This is a genomic window from Anoxybacillus mongoliensis (assembly GCF_014201515.1).
In the GTDB taxonomy this organism is placed as follows: domain Bacteria; phylum Bacillota; class Bacilli; order Bacillales; family Anoxybacillaceae; genus Anoxybacillus; species Anoxybacillus mongoliensis.
In genome coordinates this window covers 136,403-161,329 of record NZ_JACHEQ010000001.1, presented here as the reverse complement: position 1 = coordinate 161,329, position 24,927 = coordinate 136,403, and the positions used below count along the sequence as shown (strand labels likewise).

27 protein-coding genes, 1 tRNA gene, 1 CRISPR repeat array and 1 riboswitch are annotated in these 24,927 nt (G+C 42.1%); of the genes, 19 read left to right on the top strand and 9 right to left on the bottom strand.

Going from position 1 to position 24,927, the window contains the following annotated elements; all coding sequences use genetic code 11:
• The first annotated feature begins 43 nt into the window (after positions 1 to 43).
• Positions 44 to 559 (top strand): phosphatidylglycerophosphatase A family protein, encoded by a 516-nt coding sequence (locus tag HNR43_RS00815; RefSeq protein WP_183240309.1) that lies wholly within the window; start codon positions 44 to 46, stop codon positions 557 to 559.
• A 25-nt stretch (positions 560 to 584) separates the two neighbouring features.
• On the opposite strand, the gene HNR43_RS14100 is transcribed toward HNR43_RS00815, so the two are convergent.
• The 3 genes from HNR43_RS14100 to mscL form a co-directional block, all read right to left on the bottom strand.
• Positions 585 to 962 carry a toxin-antitoxin system TumE family protein gene (locus HNR43_RS14100; protein ID WP_484477013.1) on the bottom strand — a complete coding sequence of 126 codons (378 nt, stop codon included), beginning with the start codon at positions 960 to 962 and terminating at the stop codon, positions 585 to 587.
• Positions 963 to 1,098: 136 nt separating this feature from the next.
• A complete protein-coding gene (locus HNR43_RS00805) occupies positions 1,099 to 1,743 on the bottom strand; it encodes a helix-turn-helix domain-containing protein (RefSeq protein WP_183240307.1) in 645 nt (214 codons plus the stop codon).
• 158 nt (positions 1,744 to 1,901) lie between these two features.
• The gene (mscL, locus tag HNR43_RS00800; protein ID WP_183240304.1) at positions 1,902 to 2,297 is read right to left on the bottom strand and encodes a large conductance mechanosensitive channel protein MscL; all 396 of its coding nucleotides are present in this window, start codon (positions 2,295 to 2,297) and stop codon (positions 1,902 to 1,904) included.
• Between the two features lie 151 nt (positions 2,298 to 2,448).
• Between mscL and HNR43_RS00795 the strand changes: the two genes are divergently transcribed.
• On the top strand, positions 2,449 to 2,904 hold the full coding sequence (locus HNR43_RS00795; RefSeq protein WP_246346209.1) for a cupin domain-containing protein: 456 nt from the start codon (positions 2,449 to 2,451) through the stop codon (positions 2,902 to 2,904).
• Positions 2,905 to 3,326: 422 nt separating this feature from the next.
• Here the strand turns inward: HNR43_RS00795 and HNR43_RS00790 are convergent, their stop codons facing one another.
• Entirely contained in the window at positions 3,327 to 3,893 is a 567-nt protein-coding gene (locus HNR43_RS00790) for a DUF5626 family protein (RefSeq protein ID WP_183240300.1), read from the bottom strand.
• 384 nt (positions 3,894 to 4,277) lie between these two features.
• A riboswitch (SAM riboswitch) is annotated at positions 4,278 to 4,385 on the top strand.
• A gap of 72 nt (positions 4,386 to 4,457) precedes the next feature.
• On the opposite strand from HNR43_RS00790, the gene HNR43_RS00785 reads away from it, so the two are divergent.
• Together HNR43_RS00785 and metC are read left to right on the top strand one after the other, a co-directional pair.
• Positions 4,458 to 5,561: a methionine biosynthesis PLP-dependent protein gene (locus HNR43_RS00785; RefSeq protein ID WP_183240297.1), complete on the top strand. Its 1,104-nt coding sequence runs from the start codon at positions 4,458 to 4,460 to the stop codon at positions 5,559 to 5,561.
• 3 nt (positions 5,562 to 5,564) lie between these two features.
• Positions 5,565 to 6,704, top strand: a complete 1,140-nt coding sequence (gene metC / locus HNR43_RS00780) for a cystathionine beta-lyase (protein WP_183240295.1) — start codon at positions 5,565 to 5,567, stop codon at positions 6,702 to 6,704.
• 20 nt (positions 6,705 to 6,724) lie between these two features.
• Here the strand turns inward: metC and HNR43_RS00775 are convergent, their stop codons facing one another.
• On the bottom strand, positions 6,725 to 7,261 hold the full coding sequence (locus HNR43_RS00775; RefSeq protein WP_183240292.1) for an HD domain-containing protein: 537 nt from the start codon (positions 7,259 to 7,261) through the stop codon (positions 6,725 to 6,727).
• 115 nt (positions 7,262 to 7,376) lie between these two features.
• On the opposite strand from HNR43_RS00775, the gene HNR43_RS00770 reads away from it, so the two are divergent.
• The 6 genes from HNR43_RS00770 (at position 7,377) to HNR43_RS00745 (ending at position 11,495) form a co-directional block, all read left to right on the top strand.
• On the top strand, positions 7,377 to 8,009 hold the full coding sequence (locus HNR43_RS00770) for a hypothetical protein (RefSeq protein WP_183240290.1): 633 nt from the start codon (positions 7,377 to 7,379) through the stop codon (positions 8,007 to 8,009).
• 102 nt (positions 8,010 to 8,111) lie between these two features.
• Positions 8,112 to 8,184, top strand: a tRNA-Val gene (locus tag HNR43_RS00765).
• A 147-nt stretch (positions 8,185 to 8,331) separates the two neighbouring features.
• The gene (locus HNR43_RS00760) at positions 8,332 to 9,177 is read left to right on the top strand and encodes an Rpn family recombination-promoting nuclease/putative transposase (RefSeq protein ID WP_183240288.1); all 846 of its coding nucleotides are present in this window, start codon (positions 8,332 to 8,334) and stop codon (positions 9,175 to 9,177) included.
• Between the two features lie 254 nt (positions 9,178 to 9,431).
• On the top strand, positions 9,432 to 9,740 hold the full coding sequence (locus tag HNR43_RS00755) for an AbrB/MazE/SpoVT family DNA-binding domain-containing protein (protein ID WP_183240285.1): 309 nt from the start codon (positions 9,432 to 9,434) through the stop codon (positions 9,738 to 9,740).
• Entirely contained in the window at positions 9,740 to 10,126 is a 387-nt protein-coding gene (locus HNR43_RS00750; protein WP_183240283.1) for a type II toxin-antitoxin system PemK/MazF family toxin, read from the top strand. Before HNR43_RS00755 ends, HNR43_RS00750 begins: the two co-directional genes overlap by 1 nt.
• A gap of 484 nt (positions 10,127 to 10,610) precedes the next feature.
• On the top strand, positions 10,611 to 11,495 hold the full coding sequence (locus HNR43_RS00745) for a DMT family transporter (protein WP_183240280.1): 885 nt from the start codon (positions 10,611 to 10,613) through the stop codon (positions 11,493 to 11,495).
• Between the two features lie 30 nt (positions 11,496 to 11,525).
• Here HNR43_RS00745 and HNR43_RS00740 read toward each other — a convergent pair whose 3' ends face one another.
• Positions 11,526 to 11,828, bottom strand: coding sequence for an AzlD domain-containing protein (locus HNR43_RS00740; RefSeq protein WP_183240278.1), 303 nt, complete (start codon positions 11,826 to 11,828; stop codon positions 11,526 to 11,528).
• On the bottom strand, positions 11,818 to 12,507 hold the full coding sequence (locus HNR43_RS00735; protein ID WP_183240276.1) for an AzlC family ABC transporter permease: 690 nt from the start codon (positions 12,505 to 12,507) through the stop codon (positions 11,818 to 11,820). The genes HNR43_RS00740 and HNR43_RS00735 overlap by 11 nt, the downstream gene beginning before the upstream one ends.
• A gap of 119 nt (positions 12,508 to 12,626) precedes the next feature.
• Between HNR43_RS00735 and HNR43_RS00730 the strand changes: the two genes are divergently transcribed.
• Positions 12,627 to 12,800, top strand: coding sequence for a hypothetical protein (locus tag HNR43_RS00730; protein WP_183240274.1), 174 nt, complete (start codon positions 12,627 to 12,629; stop codon positions 12,798 to 12,800).
• Positions 12,800 to 13,558, top strand: coding sequence for a serine/threonine protein kinase (locus HNR43_RS00725; RefSeq protein WP_183240272.1), 759 nt, complete (start codon positions 12,800 to 12,802; stop codon positions 13,556 to 13,558). Before HNR43_RS00730 ends, HNR43_RS00725 begins: the two co-directional genes overlap by 1 nt.
• Positions 13,559 to 13,572: 14 nt before the next feature.
• On the opposite strand, the gene HNR43_RS00720 is transcribed toward HNR43_RS00725, so the two are convergent.
• Entirely contained in the window at positions 13,573 to 13,905 is a 333-nt protein-coding gene (locus HNR43_RS00720; protein WP_183240269.1) for a helix-turn-helix domain-containing protein, read from the bottom strand.
• A 191-nt stretch (positions 13,906 to 14,096) separates the two neighbouring features.
• Here HNR43_RS00720 and HNR43_RS00715 point away from each other — a divergent pair, with 191 nt between their 5' ends.
• The 7 genes from HNR43_RS00715 (at position 14,097) to HNR43_RS00685 (ending at position 23,881) form a co-directional block, all read left to right on the top strand.
• On the top strand, positions 14,097 to 15,107 hold the full coding sequence (locus HNR43_RS00715) for an asparaginase (protein ID WP_183240772.1): 1,011 nt from the start codon (positions 14,097 to 14,099) through the stop codon (positions 15,105 to 15,107).
• A complete protein-coding gene (aspA, locus tag HNR43_RS00710; RefSeq protein WP_183240267.1) occupies positions 15,108 to 16,520 on the top strand; it encodes an aspartate ammonia-lyase in 1,413 nt (470 codons plus the stop codon). It abuts the gene before it with no gap.
• Positions 16,521 to 16,539: 19 nt separating this feature from the next.
• Positions 16,540 to 17,955: an NAD-dependent malic enzyme gene (locus tag HNR43_RS00705; protein ID WP_183240264.1), complete on the top strand. Its 1,416-nt coding sequence runs from the start codon at positions 16,540 to 16,542 to the stop codon at positions 17,953 to 17,955.
• Between the two features lie 126 nt (positions 17,956 to 18,081).
• Positions 18,082 to 19,788 carry a sensor histidine kinase gene (locus HNR43_RS00700; RefSeq protein ID WP_183240262.1) on the top strand — a complete coding sequence of 569 codons (1,707 nt, stop codon included), beginning with the start codon at positions 18,082 to 18,084 and terminating at the stop codon, positions 19,786 to 19,788.
• 101 nt (positions 19,789 to 19,889) lie between these two features.
• Positions 19,890 to 20,762, top strand: a complete 873-nt coding sequence (locus HNR43_RS00695) for an Rpn family recombination-promoting nuclease/putative transposase (RefSeq protein ID WP_183240259.1) — start codon at positions 19,890 to 19,892, stop codon at positions 20,760 to 20,762.
• A gap of 192 nt (positions 20,763 to 20,954) precedes the next feature.
• Positions 20,955 to 21,530: a CRISPR direct-repeat array (repeat unit 30 nt; unit sequence ATTTGTATCGTACCTATGAGGAATTGAAAC).
• A 171-nt stretch (positions 21,531 to 21,701) separates the two neighbouring features.
• The gene (locus HNR43_RS00690) at positions 21,702 to 22,784 is read left to right on the top strand and encodes an N-acetyltransferase DgcN family protein (protein ID WP_183240257.1); all 1,083 of its coding nucleotides are present in this window, start codon (positions 21,702 to 21,704) and stop codon (positions 22,782 to 22,784) included.
• Positions 22,781 to 23,881 (top strand): alanine/ornithine racemase family PLP-dependent enzyme, encoded by a 1,101-nt coding sequence (locus tag HNR43_RS00685; RefSeq protein WP_183240255.1) that lies wholly within the window; start codon positions 22,781 to 22,783, stop codon positions 23,879 to 23,881. The genes HNR43_RS00690 and HNR43_RS00685 overlap by 4 nt, the downstream gene beginning before the upstream one ends.
• Before the next feature lie 308 nt (positions 23,882 to 24,189).
• Here the strand turns inward: HNR43_RS00685 and HNR43_RS00680 are convergent, their stop codons facing one another.
• The gene (locus tag HNR43_RS00680; protein WP_183240252.1) at positions 24,190 to 24,825 is read right to left on the bottom strand and encodes an FMN-dependent NADH-azoreductase; all 636 of its coding nucleotides are present in this window, start codon (positions 24,823 to 24,825) and stop codon (positions 24,190 to 24,192) included.
• Positions 24,826 to 24,927 lie beyond the last annotated feature (102 nt).

The following is a 24,927-nucleotide window of genomic DNA, read 5'->3' as shown; positions in this document are numbered from 1 at the left end:
GTCGTTGCGTGATATAATGAGAGAACGAGAGGGGGAATAACACATGAAGCGTATATCAAGCAAAGAAGTGTATGAAAGAACGTTGCAGCTATTAACGGAGCGTGGTGTGACGATTCCAGCGATTGCTGAGATTGTATATGAAATGCAAAGCCCGTACAATAAAAATTTAACGATGGCAGAATGTATTGAAAGTGTCGAAAAAGTGCTTCAAAAGCGCGAAGTACAACATGCGATTTTAGTTGGCATTGAGCTTGATAAACTTGCAGAAAACGGCATGTTGTCCGAACCGCTTCAAATGATTGTTGAAACAGACGAAGGGCTGTTTGGCGTCGATGAAACGTTAGCGTTAGGGGCAGTGCTCGGATACGGAAGCATTGCCGTGACAACGTTTGGACATTTGGATAAAAATAAAGTAGGGATCATTAAACAGCTTGATACAAAACGGGGCAAAGGTGTGCATACGTTTTTAGACGACTTAGTCGCAAGCGTTGCCGCAAGCGCCTCCGGTCGCCTTGCCCACAACTTGCGCGACGAGGAAGAAGCTGCGTTGAATGCGTAAAAGGAGGCCGTAAATCCGTATGGGTTTACGGCTTTTTTGCTGTATAGTTTTGAAAAGAAGGAAGAGCTTTGTCGAATAACAAAATAAATTCAATGATACTTCGTAATGTTTGGTGCTCAAAGTTTGCTAGTCGGTACATGTTATGTAATGTCTCGGATGCAGGGAGATGAATATGGTATGGCTCAGTCGTCGTTTGATACCGCTCATCTTCATTGTGAGGCTCTGAATGCCATTTTAGAATCGTTTTCCCATCTGAAGTGACCCAGTCGTAGTAATAGTAGTCGATCCAACCGTCAGAAGTTTTGTATTCGATCACGTATAATTTCGTGTCATTGCGAAAGATGATCGTTTTTCGGGCACAATTTTTAGTGGAAGGGCGCCCGTCAGCGCCACCTTCTCGAATTTCTAAAATAACGTCGGCAAAGTCTCGCTCGAGAAAAGAAAAAACGTTGGCTGGTTGGCGTGGATTAGGGAATGATCGCTTTGTTTTCCCTTTCCCTCGCCTTTGTTTGTTCGCAACAGAGGTTCTTTTTCGTTCTTTACTTATTAAACAAACCGACCTTTTTTAAGGCATATGTCCACTCTGAAGCATCTCGTTGTTCTTCAGGTGTGAAAACATCTTTTTTAGCCAACGTTTTAAAGTAAGTTCCGTTATATTTTTTATTGAAAAATTGAATGGTTTCCAGCAGCTCATTTTCTTCTGCTTGTGCAAGATGTTGTTTTTGTTCTTTTTCATAAAGGGAGGCAATTTCTTTAATCGTCATCACTTCGTTCGATGAGGTAATATAGAGTGCTGTTTCAGGTATTTTGGCATGCGCGTTTTTCCCCGCCTTATGCGTCCCTTTAATTTTTCCTTCTTTAATCCAATTGTTTACAGTAGCGACGGTGACGCCCATAAATTTTGCTACTTCGCTCGTTTTATACATTTTTGTTAAATGATGATTTTCTCCTACATCAATGACTAATTCACAAAGATGTTCAAAACAAGAAGCAAGTTCGTCTACGTTTTGCGGTTGATGAAGGCGTGACATAAGCTGTTCCGTTTTGTGAGGTTCAACTCGTTGTAAGACGTTTGTTAAATACTTTAAAAAAGAAGCAAGTTCCTCTACTTTTTCGCCATGTAGTTGTGCTTTCATTCGTTCTACCCAACATTTTGCTTTTTCGCGGTCCATAACGGTTGTCACATGACCCACCTCCTTGTCTTTATTGTATAAGGATGGGATAAAAAGTTCAAATGAAATGAAAATAAAGTTAAAATAAAATGAAAATGATGATATATATTATATCCTGATAAATGGTTTTTGAACATAAAAAACCCTCCACTGTTTCAAGGAGTGAAGGGTTACAACATGTCTTTTTGTTGTTTTAATAAATCGCGAATTTCTGTGAGTAGTTGTTGTTCTTTTGTGATTGTGGGTGCGGTTTGTTTCGTTTCTTCTTGTTTTTTGATTCGTTCGTGCACGTTGTTTAACAGCTTAATAAATAGAAAAATCGAAAAAGCGATCAGGAAAAAGTCAACGACGGTTTGAATAAAAGCTCCGTATTTGACTTCTGCTTCACCGACTTTCCAAGATAATCCGCTAAAATCGACGCCACCTAAAATGAGACCAACAAGTGGCATAATGATGTCATTCACGAGGGAAGAAACGATTTTTCCAAATGCTCCACCGATGATGACCCCAACAGCTAAGTCGATGACGTTGCCCCGCACAGCAAATTTCTTAAATTCGTTCCACATCGGCATGCCTCCTTTTTCCATACTTTACCATATCCCCATTCTATTTGTCGATTTTTGCATGTGAGGCGCATAGTCGGGCAGTTGTGCATAACATGGCGATGAATATGAAAAAAGAGGTGAGATCATGTATTACTATCCGAATGTTGTGTATATGCCTGTGTATCCATATCCGATCATGCCTTATCCGTTTCCGCGAGAACATACGAAAGATTACGGACCGAACCCGTTTGTCGTACAAATAGAAGAAGCGACGAAACGAAACAACATGTTCCGTACGACGTTATGGACCGGACCTCATTTGCAAGTGACATTGATGAGCCTTCGTGTCGGGGAAGATATTGGTGTAGAAATTCATCGCGGTGTCGATCAATTTTTACGTATTGAACAAGGCGAAGGGATTGTGCGGATGGGCAAAAAGAAAAACGAATTGACGTTTGAAAGACGCGTGACGGATGGCTCTGCCATTTTTGTGCCTGCAGGAACGTGGCATAATGTGATCAACATAGGGAACGTTCCGCTTAAGCTGTACTCCATTTATGCGCCGCCACAACATCCAGCCGGCACCGTCCATCCGACAAAAGCCGATGCTCTTGCAGCAAGAAAATAGGGGACAATTTTTGTCCCCTTTTTCACTGCCAAACTACAAAAAATGTGAAGTGCATCAAATTGTCTTGAGTACTCAACTTCAAAACCGAAAAGCTATTGACACAGTGTTGTCGGTTCTATTGGATCTGTGTATTTTGTTCATAGGAAACTGTAATGATTTGAATGCAGAATTTGAAGTATTGATATTATCTCTTTTTATGATTTTGTTCTATTAGTAATTGGATAATGTGTTCGTTTTGTTTAATTTGTATATCGCTATTTTTTTTTAGCTGATAAGCACATTTCAAAAGAAAAAATAGTGAAAATGCAAAAATAATAATAGTTACAAGTGAAAAGTATCCCATTGCTCTCCGTCCTTAGTAATTAGTTTTCAATTAAATAATAAAAATCATTCTTAGAGCTAGTGAACATTTATTAATCGTCCTACATTCTTGTACTTATAGTAAGCAGATTCCCAGATAAAATTGCCTTAACATAAACATTTGCTCCACCAAGTCCTCCCAACCATGATACATCAGCAGAAAACTTAGCTGTTTTATCCGTATGATTCAAAGTAATGTTATTCAGAGTTCCGCCGATAATCCAATAATCATAGGAATAAGTTTTAATAATTTGAGATTGTTCGATATTGTTAGGAATGTTAACATCAATAAAATAACTAATTCCCATATAAGGGGTTGTTGCTTTTACTTGGTAAGTAGACTTCCCATATGGAAAAAGATGTTGATACGAAAATACACTTACTTTGTCATAATTCATCCTTTCCGATAAAATAAAGGGCTCAACGATAAAGGTTATTTCTTTCCCTAATTCATCGACGATACTTATCTCATGTTTTTCTTGATTAGACAAATCGAACTGAACGGCAATCTCTTTTTCGTTTTCTGTTTCTTCTGTAACAGATAGTTCTGATGCATATGAAAAAGACTCGTAAAACCCGAATACAAAAATATTAGTCAGAAATATTGTAAGAGTAAGAATTTTTTTCAATTGGAATACCTCCTAGTAATTATAATTTGAGATATATTTTACATGATTTATAGTCCGAAATTCTATATAATTCACATTATTGTAAAAAATAAGGTTTGCCATATTCCTATATAAGGAGGTATGCGTTCCGTTATATCAGATAAGACTTATCTGTTATTTTTTATATAAAAAAGGGGTGCATCATCACAACATGTGCTTGACAAGCGATATGCTCTCCTAGACAAGGATTTGCAAAAATCATTGATTCACTGATTTTTCCTTACAAGCGGGAGGGAGACATGTTGCGAAAAAATCAAGCGCAACTTTTAGTGAAGAAAAAAGTTGCATTTTTTTTGAAAATCATGTACATTAGTTAAAAATCAGAAAATTCAATATGCATGTGCATTCTTATCAAGAGAAGGGGAGGGACTGGCCCGATGAACCTTCAGCAACCAGCCGAAAGCGGTCAGGTGCTAAATCCAGCGGATTGGTGTTCAATTCGGAAGATAAGAAGAAGCGTTTGTCTATGGACAGAAAGCCTTCTTCTTAGAAGGCTTTTATTTTTTTGAGAAAGGGAGAGGGCGAATGAGTCATGTGGAAACAGTATTAGCGCAAATTGGCAATCGAAGCGAAACGACGACAGGAACGGTCAACCCGCCTGTCTATTTTTCAACAGCGTATCGGCACGAAGGGATCGGACAGTCGACAGGGTACGATTACATTCGGACAGGAAATCCGACGAGACATATTGTCGAGGAGGCGATTGCGCAGTTAGAGGAAGGGGATCAAGGCTTCGCATGTAGCTCGGGGATGGCGGCAATTCAAACGATATTTGCGTTGTTTGAAAGCGGTGATCATTTTCTCGTTTCGGCCGATTTATATGGTGGAACGTATCGACTATTTGAAAAAGGGTGGAAGAAATACGGGCTGTCGTTTACATACGTCGATTTTCGCGATCTCGATGCGGTGAAGGCACATGTGACGGACAAAACGAAAGCGATTTTTTTAGAAACGCCGACAAATCCGCTCATGCAAGAAGCGGACATTGAAGCGGTGGCAGCGTTTGCGAAACAACATCATCTCCTTCTCATTGTCGATAATACATTTTACACACCTGTGTTACAAAAGCCATTAACAAAAGGGGCGGACATCGTCATTCATAGCGCGACGAAATATTTAGGCGGGCATAACGATGTGCTTGCCGGTCTCATTGTCGCAAAAGGAAAAGCGTTGTGTGAGCAATTGGCGATGTATCATAACGCGATCGGTGCGGTGTTATCGCCATTTGATTCATGGCTGTTAATTCGCGGCATGAAGACGCTTGCGCTTCGCATGCGCCAGCACGAACAAAACGCCAAAGCGATTTACGAATTTTTAACAAAACACGAAGACGTCACAGATGTGCTATATCCAGGGAGAGGAGGCATGTTGTCGTTTCGCGTGCGCGATGAACGGTGGGTGAATGCCTTTTTACGAAGCTTAAAACTGATTACGTTTGCGGAAAGTTTAGGTGGTGTCGAAAGTTTTATTACGTATCCAGCGACGCAAACGCATATGGATATTCCAGAGGATGTTCGCATCGCCAATGGGGTATGTAATCGACTGTTACGTTTTTCTGTCGGCATTGAACACGAGGATGATTTAATTGCCGATTTAACACAAGCGTTTCAACGCATGAAAGAGGTGTAGAGGATGGATGTGCAAACGCAACTCGTTCATAATAAATGGCAGATCGATGCGCAAACGGGCGCGGTGAGCGTCCCGATTCATCATGCATCGACGTTTCATCAGTTTGATTTTGATACGTTCGGAAAGTACGATTACAGCCGTTCGGGCAATCCGACGCGTGAGGCACTTGAAGAAACGATCGCGGAGCTAGAAGGAGGCGTGAGCGGTTTTGCGTTCGCATCGGGCATGGCGGCGATTTCAACGGCGTTTTTGTTGTTGTCAAAAGGAGATCATGTGTTAATTACAGATGACGTATATGGCGGAACATATCGCATCATCACGGATGTATTAAGCCGATTTGGCATTGAACATACGTTTGTTGATATGACCGATTTAGATGCGGTCGCACGTCACATTCGTCCGAATACGAAAGTCATTTATATGGAAACGCCGTCAAATCCGCTCTTGAAAATTACGGACATTCGCGGGGTTGTGAAGCTTGCGAAAGCACATGGCTGTTTGACGTTTTTAGATAATACGTTTGCGACGCCTATTTTGCAGCGACCGCTTGATCTCGGTGTCGATGTCGTTTTGCATAGCGCAACGAAATTTTTAGCGGGGCATAGCGATGTTGTAGCGGGGCTAGCCGTTGTCAAAGACGAGCGTCTCGCAAAAGAGCTTCGGAAACTGCAGTATTCGTTTGGTGCGGTGCTTGGTGTGCAAGATGCGTGGCTCGTGTTGCGCGGGTTAAAAACGCTTCACGTTCGGTTAGAACATTCGTCTCGTTCAGCCATACAGCTTGCGCAATTTTTACATCGTCATCCGAAAGTGGCACACGTGTATTATCCGGGGCTTTCGCATCATGACGGGCACGTCATTCATCGTGAGCAAGCGCGAGGGTTTGGTGCGGTGTTGTCGTTTGAGTTGGAAGATGAACAAGCGGTGCGGACGTTTGTCAAACATGCGCACGTTCCGGTATTTGCGGTCAGTTTAGGTGCAGTTGAGTCGATTTTATCGTACCCGGCAAAAATGTCGCATGCGGCGATGCCGAAAGCAGAGCGTCACCGTCGCGGCATTACAGACGGCTTGTTGCGCATGAGTGTTGGACTTGAAGCCATTGATGATTTGATTGCCGACTTTGAACAGGCGTTATCATATGTATAGGCTAGGCACACCACCTAGCCTTAGCTAATTTGATCGAGGGCATCACGTTGTAGTTGTTGCTCGACCATGCGATCGAGTTGTTGGATTTTTTTCAAAGCAAGTTCATCATCGATTTGGCGATAATGATGTTTGCCACCCGGTTCTTCATCTGCCTCATCAGCAAGTTTGACGATCGTCTGGAGCGGCTTTCGTTTTAATTCTCCTTCTGGAAGATACGAGTCGGTATGAAGCAAAATGGCGAGGGCAATTTCTTTCGCTTGCTGAGGATGTTCACCGAGTCGAATAAGCAGTTTATGCGCTCGCTCCGCCCCTTTAATCGCATGAATGTCGTTTTGTTTATATGTTTCATAGTCCCACGTTCCATTAGAATACCATTCATAGTGACCGATATCATGAAGCAACGCCGCTTTTGTTGCCAAGTCGACGTTGACACCGTACTGTAAGGCAAGGCGATACGCATGATATGCGGTCGCAATGGCGTGCGCGACGCCTGAACGTTTTAAATATTTTTGGGTGATGGGGTGAAGGAAGATGTCAGTTAATGTGACACGTCTCATCGTGCATTCCCCCTTTTTTGTTTTTCTAATTATCATACCATGTCTTATTTAATAAAGGCAATACATATTTTTCTGTTTTTCTTCCATACTAAGTGAAAAAGTATGGAGGACGCGTATGTTTTTATCATTATTATTATCGGTTATGACAGCGCTTTCGTTCAATGGACATGCTTGCACGAAAAAATTAGAGGAAGCAAACGTGCAATTGTGTGGAAAAGAAGATGGAGATTGGGTGCGCCATTTTACGCTTCACGTCGGTCAACAGACGTATGCGTTTCCGGAATGGGAACACGTGAACGATCCGAAAGCCATTCCGCAATTGTATTCTGTTGACGTGACGGACGATGGAAAAGAAGATGTCGTCGTTTTTCTCGTGAAAGCACGCGGGAACGGCACGTATAAAAACGAAGTGCACGTATTTGCCCATCGCGAAAACGGCATAGAAGAAATGATCGTCGAAGATCCGCGCATTGTCGTTTTAAAAAGCATGAAAATGAAAGAGACGAACGAAGGAACAGAGCTGATTATCGACCATGTCCATGCACTCATTCCGTACAATCGCCAAGGCGAAAAAGGGATGAAAGTGACGTTCGATCGCTTTGTAAAATACGCGCTCGACAAACAAAAACTGAAGGCTGTTTTACTTCTCGAACGAAAAAAAGGCGAATATATCGGCAGTTTAATCGTCACATACGAATATAAAGATGGCTTTTTCCAAGGCACTCACATCGACTTTATCCGCCATTAGCCATTGCATATGCGATGGCTAAAAAATTTTTTAAAAAAGTATTTGACAATGTGGGAGAAGGTAAGTATAATGAAAAATGTGTTCGATAGGACAACAACATACGATTCCGTAGCTCAGCTGGGAGAGCGCCACCTTGACAGGGTGGAGGTCGCTGGTTCGAGCCCAGTCGGAATCATCGCAAACCCCGGGTTCTTTTAGAGAGCTCGGGGTTTTTCGTTGTCTTCAGCATCTTCTCCCGACTGGCGCAAATGTTTTCGTATGCAGGAAAATGGTCGATGTTGTCGAATAAAAACATCGAAATAACTGTATGTGAGGTGAATGTATGTCCATTGACCACGACCGTTTGTTTAAAGAGTTGATCCAAACGTTTTTTGAGGAATTTATCGTTCTCTTTTTTCCAACGATGCACGAGCATATTGACTTTCGCCACGTCTCGTTTTTGTCGGAGGAGCTATTTACCGATGTAGTGGCAGGGGAGAAATATCGCGTTGATTTGTTGGTCGAAACGAAATTGAAAGGGGAGGATAGCCTAATTATCGTTCATATCGAAAATCAAAGCTACGTCCAACCGTCGTTCCCCGAACGCATGTTTATTTACTTTAGCCGTTTGTTTGAGAAATACCGCAAACATATTGTACCGATTGCCGTCTTTAGCTACGATACGATCCGCGACGAACGATCTACATTTACCATCCAATTTCCTTTTGGTAACGTCCTCGACTTTCATTTTTTTACTGTGGAACTTCGGAAACAAAACTGGCGCAACTACATTCGCCAAGACAACCCGATCGCCGCTGCACTGATCAGTAAAATGGGGTATACTGAAAGTGAACGGGTAGAATTGAAAAAACAATTTTTACGCATGCTTGTGCGAATGGAATTAGACGAAGCGAAACAACGGTTATTGTTTGGCTTTTTTGAAACATATGTAAAACTATCAGACGAAGAAGAACGAAGACTACGAAGCGAGGTGAATGAAATGGAAACGAAGGAAAAAGAACGAGTGTTGGAACTCATTATTTCGTACGAACAAAAGGCGTTGGAAAAGGGAAGAGAAGAAGGAATGAAGCGCCTTGTACAAACGATGGCGAGAAAAGGGATGAGCGTAAAAGATATTGCAAACGTTACGGATCTTTCGGAAGAAGAAGTGGAGCGGTTGTTGGAGTAAGGGGACCCCACAGCGCTCCACCTTCTTTTGTTTTTGTAAAAATTGTTTTTACACACAAGATTACATTACAATGTTCTTTATTTGACGTGCTATAGAGACGATTAAAAAATCTTTTCTTGATAACATACTTTTTCAACACCTTGCAAATAACCCTCTCAAATGGGATTATTTTGTTTTTTGTAGAAAAATAAGGTGTATCATTTTTTGGAAGATCGTATATACTATGTATATACATTTTGGTTGGGGGTGATATAATGAACTCAAAGGAACATTTAGAAAGCAAAATAAACCAAAGTAAAGGAGGAGGCTACATGTCTACAGTTGTTGCTCAAAAATGGGGAAACAGTTTGGGCATTCGTATCCCAAAAGATGTTGCTGATCAAATAGGGATTAAACAAGGTTCCGAAATAGAATTAAATGTGATTGGAAATGAAGGTATCATCACATTAAAACCAAAAAGAACACGGAAGAAATACACACTGGAAGAACTAATATCACAGATTACACCTGAAAATCGACACGAAGAAATTGATTTCGGTATAGAAGGGCGTGAATTGATTTAATGTCAGCAGACGTACCAGAGAGAGGCGATTTCGTTGTTTTAAACTTCAATCCACAAGCTGGGCATGAGCAGGCTGGGAGAAGGAATGCGATTGTTTTATCGCCTAAAGAATTCAATCAAGCAACAGGATTTATAGCTGTTTGTCCGATTACCACTCAAAAGAAGGGTTACCCTTTCGAAGTGGATTTACCAAAAGAAGGAATATCTCTTGGTGGCGATGGCTATTCAATAACAGGGGTAGTTTTAACTGATCAAATTAAATCATTGGATTGGAAAGCTCGTAATCTAAAAATTTTAAAGAAGTATAATCCAGAAGATGCACAAATTGAAGAAATAGATAAAATAATTGATGAATGCCTAGCGAAAATAGAAACATATCTGACTTGACATAATCCTTTCTCTTTCAGAAAGGGTTATTTTTTACTTTAAAGTTTCTTGATAATTGTTGAAAAGCTAATTTTAGTTGATCAGGTGTCGAAAAAACGAAATTAGTAAGTTGGTCGTTTTTATTTTAATTGCGGAAGTTGTGAGTCAAATTGGCATTTTGTTTGCTTACTTTTGTCATTAAATCCACAAGAAAAATGAGTCCAGTAAACGGTTCAACATAGCAAAAAACTAGTCCTATCAAAGAGTTGATTCTTTAATGGCTGGCGCAAGTACATCTTTTGATGATGAACTAGTAAAAATATGATTTAAACAACCAAGTGATATGTAAAAGCGGGCGAAACATTTGATACAATGAAGAAATAACAAATGAACAGGAGGGGAGAACGATGTTGTTTGAAAACGATCAACCAGCAGCTTGCTTCTAAGACGGGGCAAGCGCACGTTCCGTCTTGTAGAAAAAAGAAAAAAAGACGGGGGAAAGAAGATGAAACAAACATTTTTCGGTTCGTTGTATTTGTCGCTTGCGGCGAGCATTTGGGGTGGCATGTATGTCGTGAGTAAATATGTGCTCGATTATGTTCCGCCATTTACGCTTGTATGGCTTCGTTATGCGATTGCTTTTTTTGTGTTATGGGCAATTTTACGACTAAAGCGCATTCCGACGCCAAAAGAAAAAGAAAATTGGAAGCATATCATATCCATTGGAATCGTTGGGTATGTCGTTTCTATTTCGTTGCAGTTTGTCGGCACGAAATGGTCTGATGCGCATACCGCTTCACTTATTACTTCGGCAACGCCTGCTTTCATCGTCATTTTTGCTCGTTGGATGTTAAATGAAGCAATGACGTTACGAAAACTAAGTGCGCTTTTGCTTGCGACGGCAGGGGTTGTTGTCGTCGTTGGATTTGGTGGGGAAGAGACGACGTCATTTTTCGGGAACGTGTTACTCGTTGGAGCAGCGGTGACGTGGGCGCTTTTATCGGTGCTTGTTAAAATTGCATCTGCGCGCCTTTCTGTATTAGTGATCACGACATACGCGATTTTCGTTGCTTTCATCGGCACAACGCCATTGATGGTATGGGAATGGTGGCAAGTGGCGTCTGTAACTTTTTCGTTTCCCGTTGTGCTTGGGGTCATTTATCTCGGTGTTGTGTCAACCGCAGGGGCGTTTTTTCTTTGGAATAAAGGGATGGAAATGATGGATGCTAGTGTCGGATCGCTCTTTTTCTTTTTTCAGCCACTTGTTGGCTCGCTGTTCGGCTGGCTGTTTTTACATGAACAATTACATGTTTCGTTTTGGATTGGTGGAGCATTCATTATCGTTGGAGTTATTGTTGCGGTGTTTGAGAGGAAGCCATCGGATGTATAACAATGAGCCCTTGTGCATGCGCAAGGGCTTTTACAACATTGTATACACCGTTAAAACAAGCACACATACGAAAACGACGATCATGACGTTAGCGCCGAGCCAAGAGACAACGACAGCGCTAAAAAAGCCAAGCATGCCAAACCAAAGATCGTCTTGAATGAGAAACATACCCGGAATAATTAAAGCGCCGAGTGTGGCGTATGGAACATTTCGCAATACACCGCGCCAAAAAGGCGGTAAGTCGATACGGTGAAAAACAGTCAACGGTAGCATGCGCGGAATGTATGTGACGATGCCCATGCCGAGAATGATGAAAAAAATGTTACTGCGCATACGTTGTCTCCTTTCTTCTTTCCATCGCCCATTGAACGAATATCGCCGACAAAATCGTCGAAATAACGATCGCCCATCCTTTTGGAACGTGGAGCCATAATAAAAGTATACAGTTGATGAGACCAGAACTGATTGCGAGCCAAAGCGCTTTTTGTTCTGTTTTGATGGCAGGAACTAACAGCCCGACAAACATCGCATAAAGGGCAACAGATAAGCTTAATTGTACGTTTTCTGGCAAATAAGCGCCAACGACATGGCCGATGGCGGAGTTGACGACCCAACTGCTGTAGGAAATGAAAATGAGTCCGAACATATACGAAGCAGAGACCGTTCCTTCTTTCATCGCAGCGACAGAAAACGTTTCGTCTGTTATGCCGAACGCGTATAGCGCTTTTTTCCAAAGTGCATCGTGTTCCACCTTTTCGTTCAGGGAAGCAGACATTAAAAAATGACGAATGTTTAAAATAAATGTCGTGAAAATGATTTCAAACGCCCCGGTACCAAGCGAAATCAAATTGAGCGAAATATATTGTGCCGCCCCCGCAAATACGATGATGCTCATGAGCGTTGTTTCGATGATGGAAAGCCCTGTGGATTTTGCTAACAAACCGAACGTAAGCGCAACAGGTGCGTATCCAATCGCAATCGCGATTCCTGCTTTAACACCGTGACGAAACATATGTATTCCCCCTTCTTTTGTATTTTCATAAAATTTTTTCTATTTTGCAAGTGAAAAGATGAAACTTCTTTTATTCTCTATCGTATAGTAAGTCAATTGTCATGAAAGGAATGATTCTCATGCTTAAAAAGTTACTAGACCTTCTTTTGAATAAAAACATGCATAAGCCCCGTTACAGTAGCAGCGATCGTTATACGTACCGTCCGCATCGCCATCCATCACAGTACGGCTATAAGCATTATAAGAAAAAACATCATAGCCATAGCTTATTCTCAAGCTTTTTTAGCAGCTAATGATTCATTTGTTTCAAAAGCCGTATCAAGAAGGCACAGTCGTGAATGGACGGTATGTGATTGAAACGAAGCTTGGAGAAGGAAGTTACGGTGTTACGTATGTAGCGCGCGATGAACAGACGAGCGAGCGTGTCGTGTTAAAACAAATGAAACGCACGAAACAAAAAAAGCGGCGTGCATCGTTTGAACGAGAAGCGCTCATTTTAAAGCAACTCGATCATCCGCAAATTCCGAAACTGTACGATTCGTTTGAAACAAACAACGTTCCACATCTTGTTATGGAATATATAGAAGGGGATACGATCGAGACGCTCATTTTTGATAAAAAACAAACGTACGGGGAAAAAGAAGCATTTTCGTTGCTTTCGGATGTGTTGCCTGTCATTCGATACATTCACGCAAAACAAATCGTTCATCGCGATTTGCGCATTCCGAATATTGTCTTTCGCGATGGGATTGTATATGTGCTTGATTTTGGGCTTGCGCGTTTTTTACATGAACAAGATGAACCGTTTTTGACGGTTGAACAACGACTTAGACGAGCGATTGATGTGAAAAGCGACATATACGCCCTCGGACATTTTTTATTGTTTGTATTGTATTCTGCTTATGAACCGATAGAGGAAGAAGAAAAAAGCTGGGAAGACGAATTGGCGCTATCGGAGGAAGCGCGTGGCGTGTTGCGACGTATGTTGCAACTTGATGTGCCGTATGCATCCGTTGAACAGCTAGCGCGCGATGTCGCGATGATTCAGTAGGCGTTTTGTGACGCCTATTTTTTATGTTTCTCAAGCTCACGTTTGGCGCGAATGAACGCAATCAGTTGAATGATTTCGTCTTCCGTTAACTGTTCGCCGTCTATGGTCATATGAAATGTGAGATGAGTTAGCTCGATGGTTGGATGTTCTTTATCTGTTACCCCAAGCAAATAATCGGCTGTTGTGCCAAACAAGACGGCGAGTTCTTTCACTGCTTCGAGTGACGGCTGTCGGTATCCCGATTCATAGCCAGCGTACGTGCTTTTCGCAATATTGAGTTGATCCGCAATATATTGTAACGACCATTGCTTCTTTTTTCTCAACTCCGACAATCGTTTGGAAATCATCGTGTTTCTCTCCTTTATCGTTCTTCTCGCTCCGTTCGCGAAACGAATAAAAGTGCTTGTTATTTTCTTTTTTTCTGCATATAATTGAAATACAGGTACGCGAATCGCGAACAATTTTATTTATAGTTTACACTACATGACACAAAGAATACAATAGATGACTTAAAATCGCCATATTTGAGGTGACGATGATGAAAAATATTTTGTTGCTTGCGACAGGTGGCACGATCGCTTCGGTGCCGAGTGAAGAAGGGCTGACACCGAAGCTGACGGCGGAAGAATTGACGAGCTATATTACGATTGAAAATCAGCCGTATCGGTTACATAGTCAAATTTTAATGAACATCGATAGCACAAATATGCAACCGGAACATTGGCGCGATATTGCGAAGGCGATTTATACACATTATGACAATTATGACGGTTTCGTCGTCACACACGGGACAGATACGATGGCTTATACGGCGGCTGCGTTGTCATATATGCTTCAAAACAGCCAAAAACCGATTGTGTTAACTGGCTCACAAGTGCCGATCGGTTTTCCGAAAACGGATGCGAAAAAAAATATACGCGATGCGCTTCGTTTTGCGTGTGAAGACGTCGGCGGCGTGTTCGTCGTCTTCGATGGGCGCGTCATTTTAGGCACAAGAGCAGTCAAAATGCGGACGAAAAGTTACGACGCGTTTGAAAGCATTAACCACCCGTATGTTGCTTACATTCACGGTGAAACGATTGATTACCAATATGAACTCCAACAACCAAATGGGCATGTGCAATTTGATTCATCACTTTGCCCGGATGTGTTTTTATTGAAGCTTCATCCAGGGACAAAACCAGAAATATTCGATTACATTCGCCATTTATATCGCGGCGTCATTATTGAAAGTTTCGGTAGCGGCGGCGTGCCGTTTCAAGGACGAAATTTGTTACCAAAAATAAAGGAACTGATCGACGATGGTATGGCGGTCGTCATTACAACGCAATGTTTAGAAGAAGGAGAAGATTTAACATTATATGAAGTCGGGCGAAAAGTGGCGCAAAATACGGTCATTTTATCAGGAGATATGAATACGGAAGCGATCGTACCGAAGCTCATGTGGGCGTTAGGAAAAACGACGAATGTACTTGAAGTGAAAAAAATGATGGAGACGCCAATCGCAAATGATATGACAAAAAAACATGAAGAAGGTTGGGATGCGTAAATGATGCAAACAAAAGCCGTACGACTTGAACGAGATTTGCTTGGCGAAAAAGAAATTCCATACGATGCGTATTACGGCATTCAAACGATGCGTGCTGCGGAAAATTTTCCGATTACCGGTTACCGTTTGCATCGGGAGCTTATTCAAGCGATGGCGATCGTAAAAAAAGCCGCAGCGCTTGCGAATATGGAAACAGGACAGCTCGATCTGCGCATCGGTGAAGCGATTGTAAAAGCAGCGGAAGAAATCATCGCAGGACAATGGCATGATCAATTTATCGTCGATCCGATTCAAGGTGGCGCAGGCACGTCGATTAATATGAATACGAACGAAGTGATCGCGAATCGCGCACTTGAATGGCTAGGGGAACGGAAAGGAAATTATCACATCATTAGCCCAAATACGCATGTAAACATGTCACAATCGACAAACGATGTCTTTCCGACAGCGATTCATATTGCGGTGTTAAAGATGGTGAACCAATTGCTTCAGACGATGGAACATATGCACGATGTGTTCGCCGAAAAAGCGAAACAGTTTGATCATGTCATTAAAATGGGGCGGACGCATTTACAAGATGCGGTTCCGATTCGTCTCGGGCAAGAATTTGAAGCATACCGCCGCGTTGTGAAACGCGATATAGAGCGCATCGCGCAGTCGCGTCAACATTTATATGAAGTGAACATTGGTGCAACGGCGGTAGGCACGGGATTAAATGCCGATCCGGCATATATTGAGCGCGTCATTTTTCATCTCGTTCAGTTGACGAACTTGCCGCTTGTGCGTGCCGAACATCTCGTTGATGCAACGCAAAATACGGATGCCTATACGGAAGTGTCGGCCGCTTTAAAAATATGCATGATCAATATGTCAAAAATCGCAAACGACCTTCGTCTCATGGCGTCAGGCCCGCGTGCGGGGCTCGGAGAAATTAAGCTGCCTGCCCGTCAACCCGGCTCGTCTATTATGCCTGGAAAAGTAAATCCGGTCATGGCGGAAGTCGTCAATCAAGTGGCGTTTCAAGTGATTGGCAACGACCAAACGATTTGTTTAGCGTCAGAAGCAGGACAGTTGGAGTTAAATGTAATGGAACCCGTACTTGTGTTTAATTTGCTTCAGTCGCTTCATATGATGGACAACGTGTTTCGTGTGTTTACAGATTATTGTTTAGCTGGCATTGAGGCGAATGAAGAACGAATGAAACAACATGTCGAAAACAGCATCGGCGTCATCACAGCCGTCAATCCGTACATCGGCTATGAAGCGGCATCGCGCATCGCAAAAGAAGCGCTTCGTACGGGAAAATCGGTGCGTGAATTATGCATCGAGTACGATTTGTTGAATGAAAAGCAATTACATGATATTTTAGACCCGTATGCCATGACAAGTCCGGGCATTGCTGGTAAACATTGATGAAAAGGAAGGTTACAACATGTCAAGCGGAGCAAACATGCACATTACGATTCGACTACAATTTGCGAAAAATGTCGTCTCTTTTAGCGATATTGCCACAGCGATTGGACAAGCAGGCGGAGATATTGTCGGCATCGACGTCATTTCTTCAAGCAAAACACATACGGTGCGCGACATTACGGTGAGCGTCCTTGACTCGAAACATGCGGACGTTGTCGTCGATACGTTGCGAAAAACAGCGGGTGTGAAAGTGATTCACGTTTCTGACCGCACGTTTTTAATGCATATCGGTGGAAAAATTGAAGTCAAATCAAAAATTCCGATTAAAACGCGTGACGATTTAGCCCGCGTGTACACGCCGGGAGTGGCGCGCGTATGTACGGCGATTGCCGAAGATCCGACAAAGGCGTATTCGTTAACGATTAAACGAAATACAGTCGCGGTTATTTCAGACGGAACAGCTGTATTAGGACTTGGCGATATTGGACCGTATGCGGCGATGCCTGTTATGGAAGGAAAGGCGATGTTATTCAAACAGCTCGCTGGCGTCGATGCGTTTCCGATTTGTTTAGATACGAAAGATACGGATGAAATTGTGCAAATCGTCAAAGCGATCGCCCCTGCGTTTGGTGGCATTAATTTAGAAGACATTGCTGCGCCGCGTTGTTTTGAAATTGAAGAGCGATTGAAACAAGAGCTCGACATTCCTGTTTTCCACGACGACCAACACGGCACAGCTGTCGTTTTACTCGCAGGGCTATTAAATGCATTAAAAATTGTAGATAAAAAGATTGAAGAGATTAAAGTTGTATTAACAGGCATTGGTGCAGCAGGCATTGCCTGCACAAAAATGTTGCTTGCCGCCGGCGTGAAAAACATTATCGGCGTCGATCGCCAAGGGGCGATTCATCGCGGGGTGCAATACGACAATCCGTATTGGAATGAATATGCGCAACTGACAAACCCAGAAAATATAAGCGGTTCACTTTCGGATGTCATCGTCGGCGCGGACGTATTTATCGGCGTATCTGCTCCAGGCATTTTAACGGTAGAAGATGTGAAAAAGATGGCGAAAGACCCAATCGTATTTGCGATGGCAAACCCTGTTCCAGAGATTGATCCAGAGCTTGCCGAACCGTACGTTCGTGTCATGGCGACAGGACGTTCCGACTATCCGAACCAAATTAATAACGTTCTTTGTTTCCCAGGCATTTTCCGCGGAGCGTTGGACTGCCGTGCCATCGAAATTAACGAAGAAATGAAACTCGCTGCCGCCCAAGCGATCGCCTCTGTCGTCACCGACGAAGAATTAAGCGAAACGTACATTATCCCGAGCGTCTTTAACAACAAAGTCGCAGAACGTGTGCGTGAAGCCGTCATGAAAGCAGCATACAAAACAGGCGTCGCCCGTAAAGACGATATGATGTTTCGATAAAAACATGGCGTGATTGCGCCATGTTTTTTGTTTCAAGTTTCAGGCATAAGCTTCCGTTGCTTCTTCGTGATGTTTAGAATAGAATGAGAGAGTGAAAGAAACCGACATGATAGGTGAATATATTTTATGAAGCGATTATACACATGGTATGTAGCGCTCATCTCAATTATGGGGTGTGCCTTATTTTTGTATATACGTCCGTTTGAGCATGTAGAACAACAATGGCTGTTGTTGCTTTTACTTTCTTTCTCGACGGCTTTGTTAAGTATTTACATTGTCCATCTCCCCCCAAAAGGAAATGCCTTTTCATTAGACTCAACAATTTATTTAGCTACCATCTTCGTATATGGATTAGAAACATCATTAATGGTGTTGTTATTAAGTATGATTCCAACATATCTTTTTCACGAAAAGAAGATGGCTTGGTGGAAACATGTATGTAATTTTGCGATGTATACATGCATGATTGTTGGGGCTTATTATTCTTTTGTCATGCTTGGAGGAGAAAGTGGTTCTTTTTCGATTTCCTTTCTTGATGCGTACTTATTTTCTTTAATTGTTTATTCCACCATAAACATGTTATTAATCATAGGATTTTTTTCACTTTCCTCTTCTTCTGGCGTTAGACATATTTTGATGGAGATGTTAAATGAGTGGCTTTTTACTTACGGTGTTACACTACTAACGTCCTTAGTGTTAGTCAGTCTTCTTTTATTAAATGAATATTTTGGGATTTTGCTGTTTACAGCTATTGGTTTGTTATTATCTTTAGCTTTTAGACAATATGGACGTTTATATGAAAAAGTGGCGAATGACAAAACGTATATTGAACAGTTGCTGAATTCGTTGCCAATCGGAATTGTGACAATTGATGAATCGACATCGAATAATTTTATTAACGATTCCGCTGCGATGTTGCTCGATTTAGATAAAAAAGAAATGAAACAAATGATCGAGCAGGAAAGAGAAAGTGAAAAAAACGCTCTATTTTGGAATCTTTTCATTCACCGTGATCCATTTCAGCAAGTAAAGGTACCGTATGAAAAAGATGAGAAGAAAAAAATATTTTTAGCGTCTCAATCGAATTTGCTTAATTTATATGGTGAGAAGGTGGGGCGTACTATTTTCTTTTTAGACATCACCGAAATGGAAGAGCTAACGAAGCGAATACATCAATCGGAAAAGTTGGCGTTAATGGGGGAGATGGCAACGAAAGCAGCGCATGAAATTCGCAATCCGCTTACGGTCATTCATGGATTTTTAGCGTTTATGAACGAAAATTTAGCGGAAAACGCGCGTGAACAATACCACATTCCGCTTTTATTAAAAGAAATTGACCGCATTAATGCGATTGTCGAAGATATGCTTCTTATCGCAAAACCGAGCGCTCCGATGTTAAAAGAGACGCATATGGAAACGATTGTTCAAGATCTTCTTTCTTTGCTGCAGCACACATTTGAAACAAAAAAAATCGCTGTTCACGTTCGTCTGGATCGGGTTCCGTTATGGATCGATCCGAAACAAATGATGCAAGTGTTATACAATTTGCTTCATAACAGCATCGAAGCTATCGAAGAAAACGGCACGATTTGCATATATTCTGATGTCAATGAGGGGACGTACAATATGTATATTTACGACTCCGGTCGCGGAATTTCAAAAGAGATGGAAAAGGCGCTTTTTGAACCGTTTATGACGACGAAATCATCGGGCACAGGCTTAGGGTTAACGATTGTGAAACGAATTATCGAAAACCATGGCGGAACGATTGCGCTTCATGACAGTTCAGAGAAAGGAACGACGTTTGTCATCAGCTTGCCGATTGGGCGATAAAAAAGCCAGCGTGCTAGACGTTGGCTTTTTTATATAGCTATGCAGGGAAATGGCTGATGTTGTCGAATAAAAACGTCAAAAAAAGTATGCGAGGTGAATGTATGTCCATTGACCACGATCGTCTGTTTAAAGAGTTAATTCAAACGTTTTTTGAGGAGTTTATCATTCTCTTTTTCCCAACGATGCATGAGCATATCGACTTTCAACACGTATCGTTTTTGTCGGAGGAGCTGTTTACCGATGTAACGGCAGGGGAGAAATATCGCGTTGATTTGTTGGTCGAAACGAAATTGAAAGGGGAGGATAGCTTAATTATTGTCCATATCGAAAACCAAAGCTACGTCCAACCATCGTTTCCCGAACGGATGTTTATTTATTTTAGCCGCTTGTTTGAAAAATACCGTAAACACATCGTACCGATTGCCGTCTTTAGCTACGATACGATCCGCGACGAACCATCGACATTTACCCTCCAATTTCCGTTTGGTCATGTGCTTAATTTTCACTTTTTCACTGTGGAACTTCGTAAACAAAACTGGCGCAACTACATTCGCCAAGACAACCCGATCGCCGCTGCACTGCTCAGTAAAATGGGTTATACTGAAAGTGAACGGGTAGAATTGAAAAAACAATTTTTACGCATGCTTGTGCGAATGGAATTAGACGAAGCGAAACAACGGTTATTGTTTGGCTTTTTTGAAACATATGTGAAACTATCAGATGAAGAAGAACGAAGACTGCGAAGCGAGGTGAATGAAATGGAGAAAGTGTTGGAACTCATGATTTCGTACGAACAAAAGGCGTTGGAAAAGGGAAGAGAAGAAGGGATGAAACAAGGAATCAAGCAAGGAATAAAACAAGGTATGACGCATCTTATACAAACGATGGCGCGAAAAGGAATGACCGTCCAAGATATTGCGAACGTCACAGACCTTGCGGAAGAAGAAGTGCGTGAGTTGTTAGAAAAGGAATAATTGTATTGTGTATAACTTCACAACCGTCGTCGACCTCCAATCTTGCCAAAACCCCGGGGGATCGACGACAATTTGTTTTTTGCAACTTTTTCAGACGTATCAACGCACGGAGACTATTGACTGAATTTTCGGATGTATGTATAATGACATTGTATGGCTTTTCCATGTGTTGATTTATCAACACTTTTTGGGATTTGTATCGTACCTATGAGGAATTGAAACTTCTGTTTCACCTGCAAGCATTTTCGCAAATTGTAGACGATTTGTATCGTACCTATGAGGAATTGAAACTGTTGCGACGTCGAACACGAGCTCGATGCCGTTCATATTTGTATCGTACCTATGAGGAATTGAAACCCGTTCCATTCTCTTTGACTTGAGGTTCTGCGTCCATATTTGTATCGTACCTATGAGGAATTGAAACCGGTCGTTGGCGAGCGCGATTTTGTACTGGCCGTCTTGCATTTGTATCGTACCTATGAGGAATTGAAACATTCCTGCCATACACATAGCAAAGTTTTCTATGTGTTCAGATTTGTATCGTACCTATGAGGAATTGAAACCTGTTTCCGTTTGTTGTTGCTCTTCACCTGCAAGCATTTATTTGTATCGTACCTATGAGGAATTGAAACTCTCCAATGGAAAGGGAGCAATTTTTAAAAGTTGTAATTTGTATCGTACCTATGAGGAATTGAAACCGCTCTGTCTGTGTGTAGATATTTCGCCAGCGCTTTGCTTATTTGTATCGTACCTATGAGGAATTGAAACGCCAGCTTTTATGTGCTGGCTTTTTTCGTATAGGTTTGACAGGTACTATTTTACTTTTTCTTCAAAATTCGTTATAATAAAAAGTAGAGGACATCTTTCTTTCCGATGGCGGTAAAGCGAGATGTTTTTTCATGGAGACATTGATTTCACAAAGAAATGGAGGGATTTCTGATGAAGAAATACGCCATTGTGTATTGTGAACATCAATTTGGTTCCATGGATGGAAAAACAGCGAATGGACTTGTGCGCGATTCGGGGTTGTATGAGATCGTGGCAGTCATTGATTCGACAAAAGCTGGTCAAGATGCCGGCGAGGTGCTTGATCAAAAGAAAAACGGCATTCCGATTTGTAAAAATCTTCAAGATGCAATCGCCTCCGCAAAAGAAAAACCAAACTACTTCATCTTAGGAATTGCTCCAGCGAACGCTTTTCTCAAAAAAGAAGAACGCCAAGTGATTATCAAAGCGATGGAAGCAGGCATGCACATCATTAATCCACTTCAAGAGTTTTTAACAGAAGATGAAGAAATGATGACGATGGCGAAACGCTACGGGGTAACGATTCGCGACGTTCGCAAACCGCGTCCGAAAAAAGAATGGACGTTGTTTACGGGACGCATTTTGCAAGTGAAAGCGCCAATTGTGGCGGTGCTTGGGACAGATGGCGCATGCGGGAAACGAACGACGGCGATGATCGTCGCAAAAGAAATGCAAAAGCGCGGTTATAAAACGGCATTCGTTGCGACAGGACAAACAGGGTTAATTCAAGGTGCGTCGTACGGCTTTGCGATGGACGCATTTCCGCTTCAATATATGATCGGTGAACTTGAGCGTGAAGTCGTGCGCGCATATGAAACAGAGCGACCAGATATGATTATCGTAGAAGGACAAGGGGCGTTAAGCCACCCAGCTTACGTGAGCTCGGCTGGCATTTTAAAAGGGGCGCGACCGCAAGCCGTTATTTTACAACACCCACCGAAGCGAAAAGTACTTGGTGACTTCCCGTTTGTTGAGATGCCGACAGTGGAAAGTGAAATTGCGTTAATTGAGCATTTCGGAAAAACAAACGTTGTTGCGATTACGTTAAATCATGAAGGGATGACAGATGAAGAACTAAAACAAACAATTGACGAATACGAACGAAAATTCCGTATGCCTGTGACCGATGTATTAAAATATGGAGCCGATAAAGTCGTTAATCGTCTCATCGATTATTTCCCATCTTTACAAAAACATGAGGTGGCCGTATCATGACGCCGAGAGTCGAAATTGACTTGCGGAAAATTCGTCATAATGCTGTGACGTTGAAAAAATGGTGCGAAGAAAAAGGCATTCAAATGACAGCTGTCGTCAAAGGGGTGAACGGAGATGCGGAAATTGCCCGCACCCTTGTCGATAGCGGCATTACAAGTTTAGCAGATACGAAAGTGGAGAGAATCGCAAAATTAAAATCAGCGCATATTCCAGCGACATATATGCTTATTCGCACCCCTGCGCTAAGTGAAGTAAGCGAAGTCGTTCAACATGTCGATGTCAGCGTTCAATCAGAAATCGACGTCGTGCGTGCCATCTCTGCAGAAGCGGTGAAGCAAAACAAGACGCATGCGATCATCGTCATGGTTGAAATGGGCGACTTGCGCGAAGGCGTCATGCCGACAGATGTGCCGGCATTTATTGAACAAATTTTGCAGTTGCCAAACATTCAAGTCATCGGCATCGGAGCGAATTTTGCCTGCTTCGGTGGCATTATTCCGACCGATCAAAAAATGCGCGAACTTTCATCGCTTGCCAAATACATTCAAAAAGAATATTCATTATTGTTACGATACGTATCCGGTGGCAACTCCGCGAACTATTACTGGCTAAAACAAACGAAAGACGTCGGTTGCATTAACCATTTACGATTAGGCGAAGCCATTTTTTTAGGACGCGAGACGATTCGTGGCGCTGCGATCCCTGGCTTGTATCAAGATGCATTTTGTTTAGTGACCGAAGTCATTGAAGTGAAGACGAAGCCATCTGTTCCATACGGTGTACAAAGCCGCAACGCATTTGGCGAAACACCGACGTTTCAAGAACGCGGCATGATGAAACGCGCGATTGTCGGCATCGGTCGCCAAGATGTACACGTCAACGGACTAACGCCCCTTGCGCCCGTTGACATCATCGGATCAAGCAGCGACCATATTATTGTTGATGCGACACGCACCGACATTCAAATCGGTGATCACATTCGCTTTGCGGTGGACTACGGTGCAATGATTTCGCTCATGACATCCCCATATGTTCAAAAAACGTATGTACAAACAGATGAAAAAAACGGCCGTTTCCCGACAAAAACATCGGCGTAAAAAGCTAGCGCATCACATGCTAGCTTTTTATGTTTTCAAGCTTTTAAATGCTTTCGTATGTGTTTTTCCATCTTTGTGACCCCATTCACTCGATTGATGATTCACATCATTACACTCGAGAAATGTAAAAGGGGCAAACTGATGTAAAAAATAATTATTTTCAAGTGGCTGTGACGATGTTTGTTTTTATCATTTCGTTTATACGCCCGTGGCGTAAGAAGAAAGCGTCTGTCGCAACCTAGGTGAAAGAAAACAAAAAGGGAGGCTACCTTAAAACGCATGAGCGCTGTAAGGTAGCCTCTCTTCAACTAAAACCGTTTTGCCGCTTCTTTCGCGCGTTCGATCGCTTGTTGTTTAATAGCTTCTGCTTCGTTTGGGAAAGCGTTCATGCCTTCCACAGCAATCGTTTCGACGTCTGTGATGCCGATGAAAGAGAGGACAGCGCGTAAATAACGGTCGCCAAATTCCATTTCTTTTGCTGGGCCTTCGGAGTAAATGCCGCCGCGCGCTTGAATGTGAATCGCTTTTTTCCCTTTCAATAACCCAACAGGACCTTCTTCCGTATATTTGAACGTTTTTCCTGCAAGACAAAGCGTATCAATATATGCTTTCAGTTTTGGCGGGAAGCTAAAGTTCCACATCGGTGTGACGAATACATATTTGTCAGCTTCCATAAATTGTTCGCATAATTCGTTGATGCGCGCCACTTTTTGTTGTTCATCTTTGCTTAATTGCTCGAACGCTTGTCCTTGTTGCAGTTTGCCCCAACCGCTAAATACATCGGCATCAATGTACGGAATGTCCGTATCATATACGTGTAGTTCAACGATTTCATCTTCTGGATGATGTTGTTTGTAAGTTTCCAAAAATGCACGACCGACCGATAAGCTAAATGATTGTTGTTCTTGTTTTGGATTTGCAGTAATATAAAGCACTTTTGCCATTGTTTTTCCTCCTCGCATAGCTAGTTCAAAAAAATTACGAAACAACTATAACTATATTAAAGTATATTACTTACTTTTGTAAAGTAAAAAACTTTTTTAAAC